This is a genomic window from Streptomyces sp. B1866, assembly GCF_031932565.1.
Lineage (GTDB): Bacteria > Actinomycetota > Actinomycetes > Streptomycetales > Streptomycetaceae > Streptomyces.
Genome location: NZ_JAVSCF010000125.1, coordinates 1 through 18,322 on the forward strand (window position 1 = coordinate 1; position 18,322 = coordinate 18,322).

The following is an 18,322-nucleotide window of genomic DNA, read 5'->3' on the forward strand; positions in this document are numbered from 1 at the left end:
GGCGCGCCGGGCCAGGGCCGCACCGCACGCCCAGGCCCGGTGGTCCGCCGGGCTGAGGCCCGGGCCGCGCCGACGGGCTCAGGCCGGGGCCGCCTCCTTCGCCGGGCCGCCGGGCGCCTGCCGGGCGGGCGACCGGTCCGCGCCGTCCCCGTCCCCGTCTCCTCTGCCGTCACCGCCGTCGTCACCGTCACCGCCGCCGTCGTCGTCGAGGAGCGTCTTCTCGTCGAACGGCAGCCGTCCGGCCAGCACCTCCCGCAGCCGCGCCCGGTCGATCTCCTTGGTCCAGGTGCCGACGAGCACGGTGGCGACCGCGTTCCCCGCGAAGTTGGTGAGCGCGCGGGCCTCGCTCATGAAGCGGTCGATGCCGATGATCAGGCCCACGCCGTCGACCAGCTCGGGCCGGTGCGACTGGAGGCCTCCGGCCAGGGTGGCCAGGCCGGCCCCGGTGATCCCCGCCGCGCCCTTCGACGCCACGACCATGAACACCAGCAGCGAGATCTGCTGCCCGACGGACAGCGGGTCGTCCAGGGCGCGGGCGATGAACAGGGAGGCCATGGTCAGGTAGATGGCCGTGCCGTCGAGGTTGAAGGAGTAGCCGGTGGGCACGGTGATGCCGACGACCGGCCGGCTGACGCCCGCGTGCTCCATCTTCGCTATCAGCCGGGGCAGCGCCGACTCCGACGAGGACGTCGAGAGGATCAGCAGGAACTCCCGCGCCAGGTAGCGCAGCAGGTGGAAGAGGTTCACGCCCGCCACCAGGCGCAGGATCGTGCCCAGCACGACGACCACGAACAGCAGGCACGTGACGTAGAAGCCGAGCATGATCACGGCGAGGGACTTCAGGGCGTCCACGCCCGTCTCGCCGACGACGGCCGCCATCGCGCCGAACGCGCCGACCGGCGCCGCCCACATGATCATGGACAGGATGCGGAACACCAGCTTCTGAAGGTGTCCGACGCCGCGCAGCAGTGGCTCCCCGGACCGGCCCATCGCCTGGATGCCGAACGCGACGAACAGCGCCACCAGCAGCGTCTGGAGGACCTTGCCCTCGGTGAGGGCCGACACCATCGTCGTCGGGATCATGTCGAGCAGGAAGTCGGAGAACGACTCGCTGGCGCCCTCCGCCTGGTGCTGGCCCGCCCGCGCGGCGTGTTCGGTCAGGTGCAGCCCGCTGCCGGGTTCCAGCACGTTGCCGACGACCAGGCCGAGCGCCAGGGCGACCGTGGACATCAGCAGGAAGTAGCCGAGCGCGAGTCCGCCGACGGCGCCGACCTTCGCGGCCTTGCGCACCGAGCCCACGCCCAGCACGATCGTGCAGAAGATCACCGGGGCGATCATCATCTTGATGAGGTTGACGAAGCCGGTGCCGAGCGGCTTCAGCTCCACCGCCGCGTCCGGCGCGGCGAAGCCGACGATGATGCCGGCGGCCACGGCCGCGATCACCGCGATATAGAGGTACGACGTACGGTCCCGGCGCGGGCGGGCGCTCCCGGCGGGGCCCTTACCGCCCGTACCGCCGACACCGCCCGGTCCGCCCGCACCGCCGCTTCCGCGCGTCCCGCCCGGGCCCTGCGGTCCGCCCGCCCCGGCGGTACCGCCCTGTCCGCCCGTATCGCCTGGTCTGCCCGGCTCCGGGCCCACGCCCGCCGACGGGATAGGTCTCGCCACGACTGCTCTCCTTCTCGTCCCTTCGGTCCCGCTGCGCGGGTGGCCCGGAGCGGGCGCGTATGCGGCTCGCGCGCGCCCCCGACCGGTTTCGCGACTATGCCGCGCGATGTGACGGCGGTCACGCTTCCGTACATTTCGTTCACGGCCGGCCGCCTGGGCAGACTGAGGCCCATGCGCGCGCTCCGCCCCCGCAGCCTCGCCGGCCAGCTCTTCGCGATGCAGGTCCTGCTCGTCGCCGTGCTGGTGGCCGGCTACGCCGCGTTCGGCTACGTCTCCGACCGGGACCAGGCGCGGGACTCCGCGCGCCGCCAGGCCGCCACCGCGGCGGTCGCCGTCGCCGACTCCCCCGCCGTGGCCGAGGCCGTGCGGTCCGCCGACCCGAGTGCCGTGCTGCTGCCGTACGCGGAGCGGGTGCGCCGCGACACCAAGGTCAACTTCGTCACCATCATGGACCTCCGGGGCACCCGCTGGACGCACCCCGACCCCCGGCAGGTCGGACAGCGGTATCTCGGCCACACCGGTCCCGCGCTGCGCGGCCGCGTCTTCTCCGAGACCTACACCGGCACGCTCGGGCCCTCGGTGCGGGTGGTCGCCCCGGTGCGCGACACCCGCGCGGGCGGCCGGGTCGTCGCGCTGGTCAGCGCGGGCATCACCATTGACACGATCAGCGCCCAGGTGCGCGACCGGACCCTGACGCTGGCGGGCGCCGGGCTCGGCGCGCTGGCGCTGGGCGGCGCCGGTACGTACGTCATCACCGCGCGGCTGCGCCGCCACACGCACGGCCGGTCGGCCGCGGAGCTGCGCCGCATGAACGACTACCACCAGGCCGTGCTGCACGCGGTGCGCGAGGGGCTGATCATGCTGGACGCCGAGGGGCGGATCGCGATGGTCAACGACGGCGCCCGCGAACTGCTCGGCCTGCCGGACGACGCGGTGGGCCGTCCGGTGGCCGGCCTGCCGCTGCCCGCGCCGCTGCGCGCCGTGCTGGGGTCCGCAGAGCCGCGCACGGACGAGCTGCACCTGACCGCCGACCGGGTGGTGGTCGTCAGCACCTCCCCGGTCAGCGGCGGCGAGCGGCGCGGCACGGTGGTCACACTTCGCGACCACACCGAGTTGCAAGCGCTCTCCGGTGAGCTGGACTCGGTACGCGGCTTCGCCGAGGCGCTGCGCTCGCAGGCGCACGAGGCCGCCAACCGGCTGCACACCGTCGTGTCCCTGATCGAGCTGGGCCGCCCGGAGGAGGCGGTGCGGTTCGCGACGGCCGAGCTGGAGCTGGCGCAGGCGCTGACCGACCAGGTGGTGGCCGCGGTCGCCGAGCCCGTGCTGGCCGCGCTGCTGCTGGGCAAGGCGGCCCAGGCCAACGAGCGCGGCGTCGAGCTGGTGCTCACCCCGGACAGCCGCCTCGACGACGGTCTGCTGCCGCCCGGCCTGCCGGCCCGGGACCTGGTGACGATCCTCGGCAACCTGATCGACAACGCGATGGACGCGGCCGCCGAGGCCGCCCCGGGGACCGCCGGGACCGGGCCCGGCGGCGTCCCGGCCGAGGGAACCGGGCCCGGGGCCGGGCCCGCCGAAGCCGCGGCCTGCGGGGCGGCCGAGGCCGGCGACCTCCCCGGCCGCGCGGCCCGCCGCGCCCAGGTCACGGTCACCGCGCGGGCCGACGACGGGGAGCTGCTGCTGCGGGTCGCGGACACCGGCGCGGGCCTGGATCCGGCGGCGGTCGCGGAGGTCTTCGCGCGCGGCTGGAGCACCAAGGCCCCCGGTCGCGGCCTGGGCCTGGCGCTGGTCCGGCAGGCCGTCCGCCGCAACGCGGGCACGGTCGAGGTGTCCCGGGCGGCGGGCGGCGGCGCGGCGTTCACGGCCCGGCTGCCGCTGCGGGTACGGGAGTCGCGGGTCCGGCAGGAGGCGCGGACCGGCGGACCGTGACGGGCGCGGGCCGCGCCGCCACAAGGGGAGGCACGGGCCGGTGCCGCCGCCGTCACGCGCGGGCCGACGACGCCGCGGCGGACGCGCGTCACCAGCGCCGCGGCCAGCGCCGCCGCCGGTGACGCTGGGGGCACGCGGACCGCGGCACCGCCGGTCTCGCCGTCTGGGCCCGGGGCGGGCCGACGCCGTCCACGGCGGCTCCCGGGGTCCCGCCCGCGCCCCGCGCTCGTTACGCTCCGTACGAGAAGGCTCGTACGTACGCCCCCCGCGCCGCCCGGCCCGCACGGGCGGCGGCCAGCGCACGACAGCCGCGAAAGGAGCCGCCCCATGAGCCCGTCCCAGGCCCAGGCGGCGAGACCGGCGCCGATCCGGGTCCTCGTCGTCGAGGACGACCCCGTGGCCGCCGACGCGCACCGGATGTACGTCGAGCGGGTTCCCGGGTTCACCGTCGTCGGCACCGCGCACTCCCGCGGCGACGCCCAGCGCGCCTTGGAGCGCACCCCGGCCGACCTGCTGCTGCTCGACTTCTACCTGCCCGACGGGCACGGCCTCGCGTTCGTACGGGCCCTGCGCGCGGCCGGGCACGCCGCCGACGTCATCGCGGTGACCTCGGCCCGGGACCTGACCGTCGTGCGCGAGGGCGTGTCGCTGGGCGTGGTGCAGTACGTCCTGAAACCGTTCACCTTCGGCACCCTGCGCGACCGGCTGCTGCGCTACGCCCGCTTCCGCGCCAGCTCCGGGGAGGCCAGCGGCCAGGACGAGGTGGACCGCGCGCTGGAGGTGCTGCGCGCGCCGCGGCCCGCCGCGCTGCCCAAGGGGCTGACCACCCCGACCCTGCAAGCGGTGACCGCCGCACTGCGGGCCGCCGAGGGCGGGATCTCGGCCGGGGCGGCGGGCGAGGCGGTCGGCATCTCGCGTATCACCGCCCGCCGCTACCTGGAGCACCTGGTCGAGGCGGGCCGGGCCGAACGCACACCGCAGTACGGGCACGTGGGGCGCCCGGAGCTGTCCTACCGCTGGCTGCGCGAGCTCTGAAGGCTGTCCCGTAGGGGACCACCCGTACGCCGAGCGCGCCGCCGCGCCCCGGCCGGGCCCGTCCGGCATAGGCTGTCGACTGACACACCGTCAGAAGCGCGGCCACTCCAGGGGATTGACCCCGCACGGAGCGTGATCGTACGGTCACGGAACCGCCCGTCGACGCCGATGAGGCCAGCCGAGGAGGTCGTGCCCGTGCGCCCCGCCGCTCCCCTGATCCTCGCCGCCATCCTCCTCGCCGCCGCCCTCCCGGGACTGGCCGCCTGCGGCTCGGGCACCGACCCGAACGTCGTGAAGGTCGCCTACAACCGCAGCACCAACACCAAGAACCGCTTCAAGGACGCCTTCCTCACCCGCATGAAGAAGCAGTTCGAGAAGGCCAACCCGGGCAAGCGGATCAAGCTCGTGCCCATCCAGGCGCAGGAGAACGACTACGCCACCAAGGTCCAGCAGATGATGCGCTCGGACCGCACCGCGCCCGACGTGGTCTACGAGGACACCTTCCGCATGGGCTCCGACATCGAGGCGGGCTACCTGCGCCCCCTCGACCGCTACCTGCGCGTCTGGCGGCCCTGGGAGCGGTTCGCGGCCTCGGCGAAGGAGGCGGTCCGGGCCGCCGACGGCCGTACGTACGGCGTGCCGGACGGCACCGACACCCGCGCCCTGTGGTACGACCGGGCGGTCTTCGCCAGGGCGGGCCTGCCCGCCGACTGGCGGCCGCGCGACTGGGACGACGTGCTCGACGCGGCCCGCACGGTCAGGCGGCGGGTCCCGGACGTCGTGCCGCTCAACGTCTACACCGGCAAGGCCCCCGGCGAGGGCGCCGTCATGCAGGGCTTCGAGATGCTGCTCTACGGCACCGGCGACGACCCCCTGTACGACGCTCAGGCGCGCCGCTGGGTCACGGGCGGCGCGGGATTCCGGCAGGCCCTGGGCTTCGTGCGCACCGTCTACCGCGAGCACCTGGGCCCGGACGTCTCCGACGCGCTGGACGCGAACGTCTCCACGGCCGTCACCAGCGAGTGGCTGCCCGAGGGCAGGCTCGCCATCGACCTGGACGGCTCCTGGCTGGGGCAGTACTGGCTGCCCTCGGGCAGCAGGCCGTGGCCCGCCTGGTCCACCAGGCTCGCCTACACGCCCATGCCGACCCGCACCGGCGCGCCGCCCGGCCGGGTCAGCATGTCGGGTGGCTGGGCGTGGGCGGTCAGCGCCCGGTGCGACAAGCCGGACCTGGCGTGGAAGTTCGTCGAGACCCTTCAGACGCAGCGCAACGCGGCCGACTGGGACATCGTCGCCGCCCAGATCGCCGTACGCTCCGACGTGGCCCGCGACCCGCGCTACCTGCGGTCCATGCCCAGCACGGCCTTCTTCACCGACCTGGTCCGCGACACCCACTACCGCCCGGCCCTCCCGGCCTACCCGCGGGTGTCCTCCGCGATCGGCGAGGCGCTGGAGGCGGTGACGACGGGCGACTCCTCGCCGGAGGCGGCGGCGCGGGCGTACGACCGGCGGCTGAGGTCGATCACCGACGGCGCGGTGACCGCGGCGGCCCACGGCGGCGGGCCCGGAGCGGACGGCGGGGGCGGCACCGGCACGGACCGCGGCGGCGATGCCGGCACGGACCCCGGCAGCGGCACCGGAACAGGCCACCCCACCGGGAACCCCACCGGAAAGGCGGGACCCCGCCGATGACGACCACGGCCACCAAGGCGGCAGCGCCCCTGGTCCCCGTCCCCGCACCCGCCCCCGCCCGCCGCCCGCGCCGCCCCCTGCGCTGGCTGCCGCTGGCCCCGGCGACGATCCTGCTGCTGGTCTTCCTCGGCGGCCCGATCGGCTACTGCACGTACATCGCCTTCACCGACATGCAACTCACCGGCTCGTCGACCACCCACTTCACGGGCCTGGACAACTTCCGGCGTGCCTTCGCCGACGGCGACTTCCGCAACGCCGTCCTGCTGACCCTGGTCTTCACCCTGCTGTCCTCGATCGTCGGCCAGAACACCCTGGGCCTCGCGCTGGCCCTGCTGATGCGGCGCGCCTCCGCGCCCGTACGGACCCTGACCGGCGCGCTGGTCATCGCCTCGTGGGTGCTGCCGGAGATCGTGGCGGGCTTCCTGCTGTACGCGTTCTTCCGCCGCGAGGGCACGCTGAACGCCGTCCTGGACTGGCTGCACCTGCCCGCCCAGAACTGGCTGTACTCCCTGCCGATCCTCGCGGTCTCCTTCGCCAACGTCTGGCGCGGCACGGCCTTCTCCATGCTCGTCTACTCGGCCGCGCTCGCCGAGATCCCGCAGGACGTCACCGAGGCCGCGCAGGTCGACGGCGCGAGCGGCGCACGCCTCCTGTGGCACGTCACCCTGCCGATGATCCGCCGCTCGATCGGCACGAACCTGATGCTCAACACCCTTCAGACGCTGTCGGTCTTCGGCCTCATCTGGGCCATGACGCGCGGCGGCCCGGGCCACCGGAGCGAGACGCTGCCGGTGTTCATGTACGACCAGGCGTTCCAGAAGGCGCTGATCGGGTACGGCACGGCGGTGGCGCTGCTGTTGCTGCTGGTGGGCGGCGCGTTCTCGGCGGTGTACCTGCGGCTGCTGCGCGCGGACGTGTGACGCAATGTGACGCGTGTGACCGTGTGACGCGGGCGTCCGGCCGGGGCCTAGGCCTTCCGCCCCACTCCGCAGTACATGGCCACCTCGCCGTCGGCGTCCTCGCCCTCCTCCGGCCGCCACCGCGTGCACGTCACGACGCCCGGCTCCAGCAGCTCCAGCCCGTCGAAGAACCGCGCGACCCCCTCGACGGTGCGCTGCTGGAGCCGGGGCGTACCGTGCTCGTTCCAGAACTCGACGGCGGAGTCCATCTCCTCCCAGCCCGGCCCGGTGGCGGTGTGGGACAGCACCAGGTGGCTCCCGGACGGCAGCGCGTCCATGAGGCGCCGCACCAGCCCGTACGCCTCCTCGTCGTCGTTGATGAAGATCACCACGCCGAGCAGCATCAGCGCGACGGGCTCGCTCATGTCCAGCGTCCGCGAGGCGCGCTCCAGGATCGTGTCCACGTCGCGCAGGTCGCTGTCGAGGTAGTCGGTCTCCCCCTCGCGGGTGCTGGTGAGCAGGGCGCGGGCGTACGCGAGCACGAGCGGGTCGTTGTCGACGTAGACGATGCGGGACTCCGGCGCCACGCGCTGCGCGACCTCGTGCGTGTTGTCGGCCGTCGGCAGCCCGGTGCCGACGTCCAGGAACTGACGGATCCCCACGTCCCCGGCCAGATACCGCACCACGCGCCCCAGGAACGCGCGGTCGGCCCGGGCGTAGGCGGTGATGCCGGGGTGCACCGTGCGGATCTGGTCGCCGACCTCGCGGTCGACGGGGTAGTTGTTCTTGCCGCCCAGCCAGTAGTTCCATATCCGGGCGGTGTGGGCGCGGGTGGTGTCGATCCTCCTGACGATCTGCTCGGCCGAGTCGTGCGTTGCCTTGTAGTCGCTCACGGGACCCTTCCTGGACGCCGCCGTTGGTGCGCTCATCATCCAACGCGGCCACACGCGGACGCCACATGCGGAGCGTCCCATGTTCCCGGTGGCCTGCCCGGTTTTCAGCCCGCTGCGGCGAGGAGCTCCCTCAGGTGGGCCCCGGCGGCGGCGAGGAAGTCCTCGCGCGCCTTCTTGTACGCGTACCAGTCCCGCTGCCCGCCGTCCCCCCGGTCCAGCTCCCGCAGCCGCTCCAGCACCACCCGCCCCTCCTTGACCGGGCCCGCGGCTTCCACGTCGATGACATTGAACGCGGCGCGGGTCGCCGCGTACGCCCGGTCGATCGCGTCCACGGCCTCCCGCGCGTCCGGGTACCGGCCCTCGTGCCGGTGGTGGGCGGCGTGGGACTCGGCGTCGGCGGCGGTGAGAAAGGCGGCGTACGCGTCGCGGCGCGCGAGGTAGAGGGTGGTGGTCGACAGCGCCTGGGGCATGCGGCACCTCCGTGAGGTCGGGGACGCCACGCTACCCGCCCGGGCCCCGGCCCGAAGCGAGAACGGACGGGCTTCCCCCACAGGGAGCGGGACCCGTTCGCCCCCCGGTCAGCAGTCCGTACCGGAGACAGCGGGGTCGGCGTAGCGCACGGACCGGCGCGGGGACATCAGCGGCGGCACGGCGGCGCGCCGCGCGGCGCCGCCCTCCGGCACGTCCCGTACGCCCAGCGCGTCGAGTTCGTCGATCACGCGGAACCAGTCGGTGTCCGTCATGGTCCCGTGGTCACCCTTTGGCGAGGAGTTCGCGTAGCAGTGGCGGCAGGTCAGGTTGCACAGGCCGGTGATCTCCAGCCAGGCGAACCGTGGGCGGAGCGGGAGCGCTCGCATGCGTTCTCCTCGGGCGGGCGGAGTGGGGGCCGGGCCCGCGCCGACACGGGGGCGGCCGACGCGGGCCCGGCGACGGCGGCCCGGAGTTCGACCGGGGAGTCTTCGGGCCACCGCTCACGAAGGACCGTAGGGACGGGCGGAACGGGGCCTCTACGAATGTGCGCGGACTTGCACGGGGTTCACCCGAGGGCGTGAATCGCCGCGGTGATGAGCGCCCTTGCTTTGGGCCCGTAGACGGCGATCCGGGAGAGTTCCGCGAAGGTCCGGGTGTATTCCCTGATTTCGCCGGGCTGTGTGACCGTCAGGTACGCGGACACCAGTTCGGCGTGTACTCGGCTGTCGTCGAACATGATGAACGACTCCACCGGCCAGCCCGCCCCGCGAGGCACACCGAGCGGGATGACGCCGAGGCTGACGGACGGCAGCGACGACACGGCGGCCAAATGGCCGAGCTGCTCGGACATCACGTCGGCGTCGCCGATGACCGTCCGCAATACCCACTCCTCGACAAGCATCGCGAACCGGCGGTCACCCGAGTGGAGAATGCGCTGCCGGTCCATACGCAGAGCCACGGCGGCCGGAATGTCGTTGGGCGCGTCGCGCAACGCGACGACTGTCTCCAGAACCGCCGTGGTGTAGGCGGCGGTCTGGAGGAGGCCGGGGATCACGCACGACTCGTAGTTGCGAATGCGCGCCGTCCGCTCGTACAGCGGAAGGTTGGACTCCTGTACCCGCTTGAGACCCGCGCGCTCGATCCGCCGCCACTCGACGTACATGCCCTCGACGCCACGAGCGGTGGCGATGAGGTTGTCCGTCTGGTCTTCGGCGCCGCAGTGCAGGGTCCAGGCCCGGATGTCCGCGTCGGACGGCGGCGTCCGGCCGTGCTCCAGACGGGAGCACTTCGACTCGTGCCATCCCGCGCGCTTGGCCAACTCCCGCGCGGTGAGTCCGGCGTCCATCCGGAGGTCGCGCAGGCGCAGGCCGAGGGCTTTCCTGGCTTGCTGAACACCGGAAGACGAAGACATGAGTCACCCGAGCGCCTTGATCGCCGAATTGACCAGAGCCCGCGCTTCAGCTCCATAAACGGCAAGGTCGGCCAATTGGGAAAATGTTCGCGCGTACATGATGATCTCATTCGGCTGGGTGACTGTCAAATGGGCCGAGGTGAGTTCCACATTGACCTGCTCGTTGTCATAGAGAAAGAATCCCTCGACCGGCCACAGCCGCGAGCGGTCGGCGTTCAGCGGGATGACGCCGAGGCTGATCGAGGGCAACGACATCGCCGAGAGGAGATGTTCGAGTTGCCCGGTCATCGTCTCGGGATCACCGATGCGGTACCGCAGCACGCTCTCCTCAAGGAGAATCGCGAACCGGCGATGCCCGTCATGGACAACGTGCTGTTTGTCCATCCGCACCTGGACCGCCGCGTCAACGTCATCGGCAAGGTTGCGCCGGTCCCTGATCGCCGAAAGAAGAGCCGCGATGTACCCGCGCGTCTGCACGGGGCCTGGAATCAGCCACGATGAGTAGATCCGGTACCGCTGCGTACGCTCCCACAGCGGTACCACCGACTCTTGTACCTGCTTCAGACCGCTGCGCTCCAGACGACGCCATTCGACGTACATGCCGTGGATGCCACGGGCGACGGCGATAAGGTCGGCCGTCTGCTCCAGCGCGTCGCAGTGCAACGTCCAGGCACGGATGTCGTCATCGGACGGCTGCGTGCGACCATGCTCCAGACGGGAGCACTTCGACTCGTGCCACCCAGCCCGCCTGGCCAACTCCCGCGCCGTAAGGCCAGCATCCTTACGGAGTTCACGCAGACGCTGGCCAAGGGCACGCCTGGCTTGCTGAACGCTGGTGGGGGGAGACGTCACACGCCAATGAGATCAGACGAGCCGGTACTCCGCATGGGGCACAGCCCGCTCCCAGACCGCCTCGAAGGCGGTGGCGCAGAGCTTCGCGACGGCCGGGTCTTCCACGAACTCGGACCCCAGGGAGCCGCCGTCGCCGTTGAAGTGGTTGATCAGCAGCGTCTCACCGTCGATCAGCCAGAAGTCATTACCCGGCAGGGCCAGGTCCGTCGCACTGCGGCGCGGAAGCCAGCGCACCAGCTCTCCCGCCTCGACATTGGCGAAGGTCACAGCGTGCTCGAACCGGATGTACTCACTCACCGGCTCGGACACGATCCGGGCCCGACGGACTTCCACACCACGGCGGACCGTCTCCCTCACCAGGTCGTACCACGACCCGTACCCGTCGGTGAGGGCTTCCCGCTGTCCGGACTGCCAGGCGATGAACATCGGGTCATCGAGCATATAGCCGTCCCGCATCTCCAAGTGGAGTGCAGACTGCTGGCTGTTGCCCAGCAGTTCGTCATACGTTGGGGAGTCCGCCACCGTTCACCTCCGGGAAAAACTGCATCATGCGCCTGGGGAACTCGATGACGGTCTCGTGGTCCGGGACGTCCATCTGCGACAGACGGTCCTCGTCGGTCACCTTCACCCCCTGAAGCAGGTAGTTGTCGGTCTGGTCGTCGTAGTACGTGGTGGGCGAGCCCCCGCTCGGGCTTTCAGGGTCCTTGCCCAGCTTGTGCAGTGCCATGGTGACCTCCCGATGGGGTCGGCGTTCGGCTTGTGCTGAGCATCTGCCCGTACGGCCGGGTACGGCTACGAGTGTGCGCGGACTTGCGCATAAAGGCATGAACTCAGGCGCTCGCCGCCAGGTACGCGGCGGCGCGGTTGTCCAGGGCGATGGCGGTCCTGACTCCCCGGCTGCGGAACGAGGCAAGGGCGGCTCGCATGTCCTGCGCGGTCTGACGGGTGCGCGCCGAGCGGATGCCGTCCATGGTGTCGAGCGCCTGCGACCACGTGCTACATGCCTCCTCCACGTTTCCCTGACGCACCTGGAGCGAGCCGAGTTGCCCCAGGGTCACGGCGTGGATGCGGGGGAACGCTTTGGCGTTGCGAGTACGCGCACTGTGGCGGAACTCGCGGAGGGCTCCCGCCAGGTCGCCGCTGTCCCGCAGGGTGCAGGCCGCCTGGTACGCCAGGCTCGTCTCCCCGAAGGAGAAGAGTTGGCCCGGCGCCGTCTCACCCGACTCCGCCCCGGCCAGGTCCTCCTGGGCGCGGACGAGCTCCTTCGCGGCCGCTCGCTTCTGACCGGCTGCCGCGAGGCTGCGAGCATACTGCGCGCTGAGCAGTGCCTTCTCCTGCGGGCAGGCCAGCGCGTACCGCTTGCCTTCGACGGCCGCGCTCGCCAGGTCGCGGGCCTGCTTACCGTGGCCGAGGTCGACGGCCTGGAACGCCATACCCCGCAGGACATGCCCGGTCATCGTCGGGTTGTCGGCCTCGGCAGCCAGCTTCAGCGCTGAGAAGTAGTACTGCTGAGCGATGGAGTGCTCTCCGTTGTCGAACGCCATCCAGCCCGCGAGGTACGTGAGCTTGCTGGCCGAGGTGAACATGTCACGGCGTACCGAGTCATCGGAGAAACTGCCACTCAGGTAGCGCGTGAGGTCTGTCGTCAGATATGCCGCGACCGCCGAGCGCGCGTGGCCGCCACCATGCTGTTCATCAGACCGCGCGAAGAAAGAGACCATCTCCTGGACACTCGCCAGTTCACGGCGCCCGATTCGGCGCCCTTCCCGAGCCTCGCGCGTGCTGCCCTGCTCGGCCATCCACCGCCACCACACACCAGTGGGCACCGCACTGGCCGCCACCGTGTAGAGCCCTGCGCTGACCGCCTGCCTGCGTTGCGCGTCCAAGTCGGCTCTCCCCACCGCTGCCAGCCCGGTCAACGTGTCCGTGAACCAGTCCAGCACATCCACCGACCTCACGGACAGGGGCGCGAGGCCGATGTCCTCCGGGGCGACGGTGCGGCCCAGACGACGGGTCAGCACCTCGCAGAGGACGCGCGGCGTGTGGCCCGAGGGCGCGATACCCGCGACCCAGTGCGACACGTGCGGCTGGCTCACCCTCTCCAGCCCCCGGATGCCGCTCTCCCTCGCCACCCTCACGACGGCGTTGGCCACCTGGGTGTAGGACAGGCCCGTCTCCCCGATCACCGCTTCCAACCGCGTGTTGCGCTGACGCTGCTTCGCCATGGTCCCCCCCGGACGCCGACAGACCCTCACCGCATCCGGGGCAGCCCCAACAGGCCCGCTCCGTACGGTGATCCGATACCGACTCACCGTATCCACCGCCACTGACACCCGGCGGCGCTCCGAGAGCGCTTTCACCCGGCCGGGTGATGCGGGAGGCGCGTGCGGGGCCGGGTCAGGACGCGCGTGCCGCCAGGTGGTGGGCCACCCTCGCCGTCACCCGGTAGGCGTTCTCCACCGAGATCCCGTAGCCGGGGAACCGCGTCACCACCTCCTGCGCGCTCTGGCCCTGGTACGGCTGGTCGAAGTCGCTCGCCGTGCGCAGGCTGAGGTAGCGGGAGAGGTGGCCGTGCCGGGCGAGGACGGCGGCGGTGGCGTTGTCCTCCATCTGGGTCGTGCAGTAGTCGCCCCGGCCTCCCGTCCACAGGCCGGTGATGTACTGGGCGCGCCGCGACTGGTCCGCGCCGGTCCAGTAGTTGTCGCCGGTGACGGTGTCGCACACGGTCACGTACGGGGTCTTGCCGGCCTGCCCCGGGTAGTGGGCGCGGTTCTCGGCGGCGGCCTCGCTGTCGGCCAGCTTCAGACGGCGGGTCAGCCGGTAGGCGGTGTCCACCAAGCGGTCGTCGAGGCGGAAGACGTTGGTGCCGGTGTCCTCGTCCTTGAGGTAGCCGTGCGGCACGGTGGGGTCGGTCTCGGTGGTCACGTGGTGGCCGAGGTCGTAGTCGACCACCCAGCGGGCCCAGGCGGCGAAGCCCAGGGTGCCGTTCTCCGGGGGCGTGCCCGCGATGCCGGAGGTGAGGAAGTACGCACGGCGCAGGTCGAGCCGGTCGCTGTCCAGGATCGCCGTGACGCTGGCCGCGGTGTTGGCCTTCCCCTGGCCGGTCGTGGTGACGCACAACCCGGACGCCGCGCAGCGCACCGGGGCGTACGCGCCCGGGACCTCGATGGTCAGCGGCAGCCGCTCCCGGTCGAACCAGGGCTTGGTCTCGCCGTCGAACATGGTGAGGACCAGGGCGCGGACCCGCACCCTGCCTCCGGTTCCGCTGTTGCCGTCCGTGCCGGACGCCTCGGTCAGCGGGCCGGTGGTCAGCAGGGCGGCCACGGCGGCCAGCACGGCCGCGGCGGCGACGGCGGCGCGGGAGCGTATTCGCGTGGGGGTGCGGCGCATGGCCGATCACCGTAGAAGGCCATTGTTACGGAAGGATCACCTCCGCTAGTGGCACGGTCCGCTCTGATGGCGGGACGCCCACAGACCACGGGCCCGCGCTGGCCGTACCGTCCGCACGCGCGGGTCGGCGGGACTGGACGCAGCGGGCTAACCGGCGCGCAGCAGGCCCCGCACGTACGCCGCCTGGCCCGCGTGCTGGAGGTCGTCGTCGATGACGCTGACCAGCCGGACGCCGAGCGTCACCGGCGGCGTCCACGCCTCGTCCACGATCCGGTCGAGGTCGGCGTCCGCCAGTGCGGCCACGTACCGCACGGTGGTGTCGCACACGGCGTCGTGGTAGCCGGTGAGCAGGTCGGCCGTCACCTCCCGCACGGCCGCGACCTGGTCGCCGGTGTGCCCGTAGCCGGTCGCCTCCGGCGGGAACGGCAGGCCGAACCGCTCGTACCAGCCCTGCGCGGTCCACACCTGCCCGGTGCCCGCCACGTCGGCCAGGTGGTCGTCCTGCACGCGCGTGAGGTGCCACACGAGCCAGGCGATCGAGTTGGCGCCGTCGCCGGGGCGGGCGGCCAACTCGTCCGGGCCGAGGTCGGCGACCGCCTCCTGGACGGCCTCCCGGACGCGGCCGAAGGCGTCCACGAGCAGGTCGGCGGTGGTGGCCATGGCGGCTCCTCACGAGGTGTCGGGCGCGACCGGCGTACGGCGTCGCGGCGGCGGCGCCGGGCACCGATCAGCACTATGGCACCGCGTGGCCCGGCGCCGCCGGTGCGCCACGCCTCCGGACGGGCGGCCGAGGGAAAACCGGTCCGGAGGGCGGCCACACGGTCCGGCCACGGTGTCCCGGATCCCGCGAAACCGGGGACACCGCACGCCCGTCCCATCGCACGCGGCCCCCCGTCTCGCGCGGCCCCCGTCTCGTACGCGGCCCGCCCGTCCGACGAGGACCACTCCCGGGCCGCCTGACCGTTTACGGAGGACCGCCATGCGCCGCGCCCCGCGTCACGCCCTTCCCGTCCTGCTCCTCGCCCTGCTCGCCGCCGCCGCGTGCGACACCGGCCAGGACCACGCCACTCCGCACGGAACCCCGCGCACCACCAGCGCGCCGGTGCGGCTCCAGGACCGCTCGCTGCCCTGCGGCGGGCGCGTCGAGCAGCCGGTCGCCGTCAGCGGCCCACGCGACCGCCTGTACCTCGCCGTCGAGGAGTTAGGCCGCGGCCCCGGCACGCTGACCGCGCCGTACCGCATCACCTCCGCCGACCCCCACCGGATGCTCGGTCTCCCGATCGGCGACATCCCGCCCACGGCGCTGCTGCTCCGGCACGGCGTCATCGTCGGGCGGGCCGAGCCCGACCGGCGCGCCGGTACGGTCAACGGCGCCAACTCGGTGGGGTATCCCGTGGGCAGGCGGCCCTACACGGGCACCTCGCGGATCGGCGGCCTGTGCGCCGGGACGACTTGGGCCGACGTGGCCCGGCGCCCCGGGGACTACCAGGTGGCGGTGGTGATGTCCGTACAGCCGGACGGACCGCCGCCGGCGGGGCGGCCCGGGGTGCGGCCGGTTCCTCTCGTCGAGGCCACGCGCGGCCTCGCCTCGTGACCGCCGCCCCCGGCGCGTGCGGCGGCGCGTGCGGCTGGGCGTGACGGCTGGGGCGTGCGGCGGTGCGCCGGGGGCGTGCGGCGGCGGCCATCGACGTGAAACGGCCCGCCGGCGTCTTCCCTCGCGGCGCGCCCGGCGGTCTCATGGAACCAGCCCGATCCGTGACGCCCGGTAGCCTGAGCCGCACTGACGGTCGCCCAGGCCGCGGGCCGCGCCCGCCGTACGGTACGAGGAGGTCCGACGTGGCCGCGACGCTCCCCCGTCTCCCGCACCGCCCCCGGCTCGCCCTGCCGCTCACGCGCCGCGGCCGGCACCGACTGGCCGCCGACGCCGCGCTGCTGGCCGTCGCCGCCGCGTTCGCGCTGCCGCTGGTGTGGCTGGTGCTCTCCTCGCTCGACGCGGACGCGGGCCTGCGGGTGGCCGCGCCCGACGAGCCCACGCTCGGCAACTACTCGGCGGTGTGGACGAACGAGATCACCGTCCGGCCCATGGTCAACAGCCTGCTGCTGTGCGGCGGCGCGACCCTGGTGACGGTGGCCTGCGCGGTCCTGGCCGCCTATCCGCTGTCCCGGTTCCGCGCCCGGCTGGTGCGGCCGTACCTGCTGACCGTCCTGTTCTCCACCTGCCTGCCGATCACGGCGGTCATGGTGCCGGTCTACGGCCTGTTCGTACGGATCAACCTGATCGACACGCTGACCGGGACGGCCCTGTTCCTGGCCGCCTCCCACCTGCCCTTCGCCATCTGGCTGATGAAGAACTTCATGGACGGCATCCCCCGGGTGCTGGAGGAGGCGGCCTGGACGGACGGCGCGGGCTGGGTGCAGACGCTCGTCCGCGTCGTCCTGCCGCTGATGGGCCCGGGCGTCGCGGTGGTGACGATCTACAGCTTCGTGATCATGTGGGGCAACTTCTTCGTGCCCTTCCTGCTGCTGCTCAGCCCGGACAAGCTCCCGGCCTCGGTCACCATCTTCACGTTCTTCGGAAATTACGGCTCGGTAGCCTACGGGCAGCTCGCCGCCTTCTCCGTCCTGTACTCCACGCCCGTACTCCTGCTGTACGTGCTGATTTCGCGTCGGCTCGGTGGGGGATTCGCACTGGGCGGCGCGGTCAAAGGCTGAATCGCCGCACATTCCGGGCGCCGGGCCGCGGCCGTTTCGACGGTTTTTCCTGCGGGGGTAATCGCGTCCGATTATCCTGCCGCAGGTGCGTTCGTCCCCCCGTCCAGAGGAGCCCCGCCGGCCGTCGTTCGACCCCGGCGCTGTCCGCAGGCTGCGCGAGGGGCTGCGCATGACGCACGCTCACGTGTCGTACGGCATGTGGGCCGCGTACGGGGTGCGGGCGAGTCCGGCGACGGTGGCCGCCTGGGAGGCGGGCGAGGCGTCACCCGACGACGCCGAACTGCGGGCGCTGGCCGGTGCCCTGTGGTGCGCGCCCGGCGACCTGCTGGGCGTGCCGACCACGCTGCGCGAGTACCGGGTGGCGCGCGGCATGGCGCCCAGCGACCTCGCCCTGCGCCTGGGCATGGATCCGTTCGCGTACGACCAGATGGAGCGGTCCGGGCGGTGGACCGGCACGGACGCGCAGGCGCGGGTGCTCGCGGAGGCGCTGGGCCTGCCGCCGCCGGCCCTGCTGAGGGCGACGGGGCGGGACGTGGAGCTGGCCGGGCTGCTGCGCTCCGCGGTGGACACCCGCTGGCGGGCGTACCTGCGCCCGGTGGCCCGCCTGGTGCCGCTGCCGCGCCCGGCGGTGGAGCGGGCGCTGAGGGAGCTGTACGGGCAGTACCAGTCGCATCTGACGGCCACGCTCAGCCGGGGCACGGCGGCGGACGCGGCGGCGGCGCAGGCGCGGGCCTTCCTGGAGGGCATCGTGGACCGCTTCTGGGCGGCGGCCGGAGAGGGCGCCGGGGAGGGTGCGGAGAGCGGCGGCGGGGACGCGGCGGCGCCGGGCGGGGACGGCCGCGCGGACGGCCCCGCGGACGAGGCGTAGGGGCCCGCGGGCTTGGCGGGGGCTCGCCCGGGCGTCCGCGCTTCGGACGCGGCGGGCGGGCCCGCGGGGGCGGTGGCGCGGGTCAGGGCGCCGTGGGCGTGCCGCAGCCGTGCCGGCTCGCCGAGGCGTGCGCGAAGGCCCGCAGCGCCGCCCGTTCGTAGCCCAGGTCCGGCCCGGTGCGCCGCGCCGCGCCCTCCGGGCCGATGACGAACAGCGCGGGCTCGGCCTCGGCCGGGCAGCGGGCGCTGGCCCAGTACACGCTGCCGCCGAGCGTGCCCGCGGGCAGGTCGGCGGGCGTGGGGTCGGCGTAGCCGGCGTCGCGGGGGAAGCGGGAGCGGGCGTCCTCGGCGTACGGGCCGAAGTACGCCTGGAGGCGGTAGCGCGGCGAGCCGTCGGGCGCGCCGAGCACGCACACCTCGCGCGGCGCCCGGTCCCGGGCGGTGCCGCGGGCGGTGGCCGCGGCGGAGCGGGGCGCGGCGGGCACGCCCGCGCAGGTGCCGTCGGC

At 73.2% G+C, this 18,322-nt stretch carries 18 protein-coding genes and 1 pseudogene; 7 read left to right on the forward strand and 12 right to left on the reverse strand.

Annotated features, from left to right (window positions below; genetic code table 11):
• Positions 1-78 precede the first annotated feature (78 nt).
• The gene (locus RKE29_RS17400) at positions 79-1,443 is read right to left on the reverse strand and encodes a cation:dicarboxylase symporter family transporter (protein ID WP_312006350.1); all 1,365 of its coding nucleotides are present in this window, start codon (positions 1,441-1,443) and stop codon (positions 79-81) included.
• A gap of 396 nt (positions 1,444-1,839) precedes the next feature.
• Between RKE29_RS17400 and RKE29_RS17405 the strand changes: the two genes are divergently transcribed.
• The 4 genes from RKE29_RS17405 to RKE29_RS17420 all read left to right on the forward strand — a co-directional run bounded on the left by RKE29_RS17405 (position 1,840) and on the right by RKE29_RS17420 (position 7,241).
• Positions 1,840-3,594 carry an ATP-binding protein gene (locus RKE29_RS17405; RefSeq protein ID WP_312006335.1) on the forward strand — a complete coding sequence of 585 codons (1,755 nt, stop codon included), beginning with the start codon at positions 1,840-1,842 and terminating at the stop codon, positions 3,592-3,594.
• Positions 3,595-3,921: 327 nt separating this feature from the next.
• Positions 3,922-4,629 (forward strand): response regulator, encoded by a 708-nt coding sequence (locus RKE29_RS17410; protein ID WP_312006336.1) that lies wholly within the window; start codon positions 3,922-3,924, stop codon positions 4,627-4,629.
• A gap of 195 nt (positions 4,630-4,824) precedes the next feature.
• Positions 4,825-6,321: an extracellular solute-binding protein gene (locus RKE29_RS17415; RefSeq protein ID WP_312006351.1), complete on the forward strand. Its 1,497-nt coding sequence runs from the start codon at positions 4,825-4,827 to the stop codon at positions 6,319-6,321.
• On the forward strand, positions 6,318-7,241 hold the full coding sequence (locus RKE29_RS17420) for a sugar ABC transporter permease (RefSeq protein WP_312006337.1): 924 nt from the start codon (positions 6,318-6,320) through the stop codon (positions 7,239-7,241). The genes RKE29_RS17415 and RKE29_RS17420 overlap by 4 nt, the downstream gene beginning before the upstream one ends.
• Positions 7,242-7,288: 47 nt before the next feature.
• On the opposite strand, the gene RKE29_RS17425 is transcribed toward RKE29_RS17420, so the two are convergent.
• The 10 genes from RKE29_RS17425 to RKE29_RS17470 all read right to left on the reverse strand — a co-directional run bounded on the left by RKE29_RS17425 (position 7,289) and on the right by RKE29_RS17470 (position 14,897).
• On the reverse strand, positions 7,289-8,113 hold the full coding sequence (locus RKE29_RS17425) for an SAM-dependent methyltransferase (RefSeq protein WP_312006338.1): 825 nt from the start codon (positions 8,111-8,113) through the stop codon (positions 7,289-7,291).
• A gap of 104 nt (positions 8,114-8,217) precedes the next feature.
• A complete protein-coding gene (locus RKE29_RS17430; RefSeq protein ID WP_312006339.1) occupies positions 8,218-8,583 on the reverse strand; it encodes a hypothetical protein in 366 nt (121 codons plus the stop codon).
• 108 nt (positions 8,584-8,691) lie between these two features.
• Positions 8,692-8,970: a hypothetical protein gene (locus RKE29_RS17435; RefSeq protein ID WP_312006340.1), complete on the reverse strand. Its 279-nt coding sequence runs from the start codon at positions 8,968-8,970 to the stop codon at positions 8,692-8,694.
• Positions 8,971-9,149: 179 nt separating this feature from the next.
• The gene (locus RKE29_RS17440; protein ID WP_312006341.1) at positions 9,150-9,995 is read right to left on the reverse strand and encodes a helix-turn-helix transcriptional regulator; all 846 of its coding nucleotides are present in this window, start codon (positions 9,993-9,995) and stop codon (positions 9,150-9,152) included.
• 3 nt (positions 9,996-9,998) lie between these two features.
• Complete coding sequence (locus tag RKE29_RS17445; RefSeq protein ID WP_312006342.1) at positions 9,999-10,847, reverse strand: helix-turn-helix transcriptional regulator; 849 nt, start codon at positions 10,845-10,847, stop codon at positions 9,999-10,001.
• Between the two features lie 12 nt (positions 10,848-10,859).
• Positions 10,860-11,303 carry a DUF6879 family protein gene (locus RKE29_RS17450; RefSeq protein WP_312006343.1) on the reverse strand — a complete coding sequence of 148 codons (444 nt, stop codon included), beginning with the start codon at positions 11,301-11,303 and terminating at the stop codon, positions 10,860-10,862.
• A 43-nt stretch (positions 11,304-11,346) separates the two neighbouring features.
• On the reverse strand, positions 11,347-11,574 hold the full coding sequence (locus RKE29_RS17455; protein WP_312006344.1) for a hypothetical protein: 228 nt from the start codon (positions 11,572-11,574) through the stop codon (positions 11,347-11,349).
• A gap of 103 nt (positions 11,575-11,677) precedes the next feature.
• Positions 11,678-13,072 carry a Tat pathway signal protein gene (locus RKE29_RS17460; RefSeq protein ID WP_312006345.1) on the reverse strand — a complete coding sequence of 465 codons (1,395 nt, stop codon included), beginning with the start codon at positions 13,070-13,072 and terminating at the stop codon, positions 11,678-11,680.
• Between the two features lie 172 nt (positions 13,073-13,244).
• Complete coding sequence (locus RKE29_RS17465; protein WP_312006346.1) at positions 13,245-14,237, reverse strand: purine nucleoside permease; 993 nt, start codon at positions 14,235-14,237, stop codon at positions 13,245-13,247.
• Positions 14,238-14,384: 147 nt separating this feature from the next.
• Complete coding sequence (locus tag RKE29_RS17470) at positions 14,385-14,897, reverse strand: DinB family protein (protein ID WP_312006347.1); 513 nt, start codon at positions 14,895-14,897, stop codon at positions 14,385-14,387.
• Between the two features lie 319 nt (positions 14,898-15,216).
• Here RKE29_RS17470 and RKE29_RS17475 point away from each other — a divergent pair, with 319 nt between their 5' ends.
• The 3 genes from RKE29_RS17475 (at position 15,217) to RKE29_RS17485 (ending at position 17,817) form a co-directional block, all read left to right on the forward strand.
• Positions 15,217-15,831, forward strand: coding sequence for a hypothetical protein (locus RKE29_RS17475; protein WP_312006348.1), 615 nt, complete (start codon positions 15,217-15,219; stop codon positions 15,829-15,831).
• A gap of 287 nt (positions 15,832-16,118) precedes the next feature.
• Entirely contained in the window at positions 16,119-16,949 is an 831-nt protein-coding gene (locus tag RKE29_RS17480; protein ID WP_312006352.1) for a carbohydrate ABC transporter permease, read from the forward strand.
• A gap of 169 nt (positions 16,950-17,118) precedes the next feature.
• Complete coding sequence (locus RKE29_RS17485) at positions 17,119-17,817, forward strand: helix-turn-helix transcriptional regulator (RefSeq protein ID WP_312006349.1); 699 nt, start codon at positions 17,119-17,121, stop codon at positions 17,815-17,817.
• An 82-nt stretch (positions 17,818-17,899) separates the two neighbouring features.
• On the opposite strand, the pseudogene RKE29_RS17490 reads toward RKE29_RS17485, so the two are convergent.
• Positions 17,900-18,322: pseudogene (locus RKE29_RS17490) on the reverse strand (hypothetical protein); the annotation flags it as partial.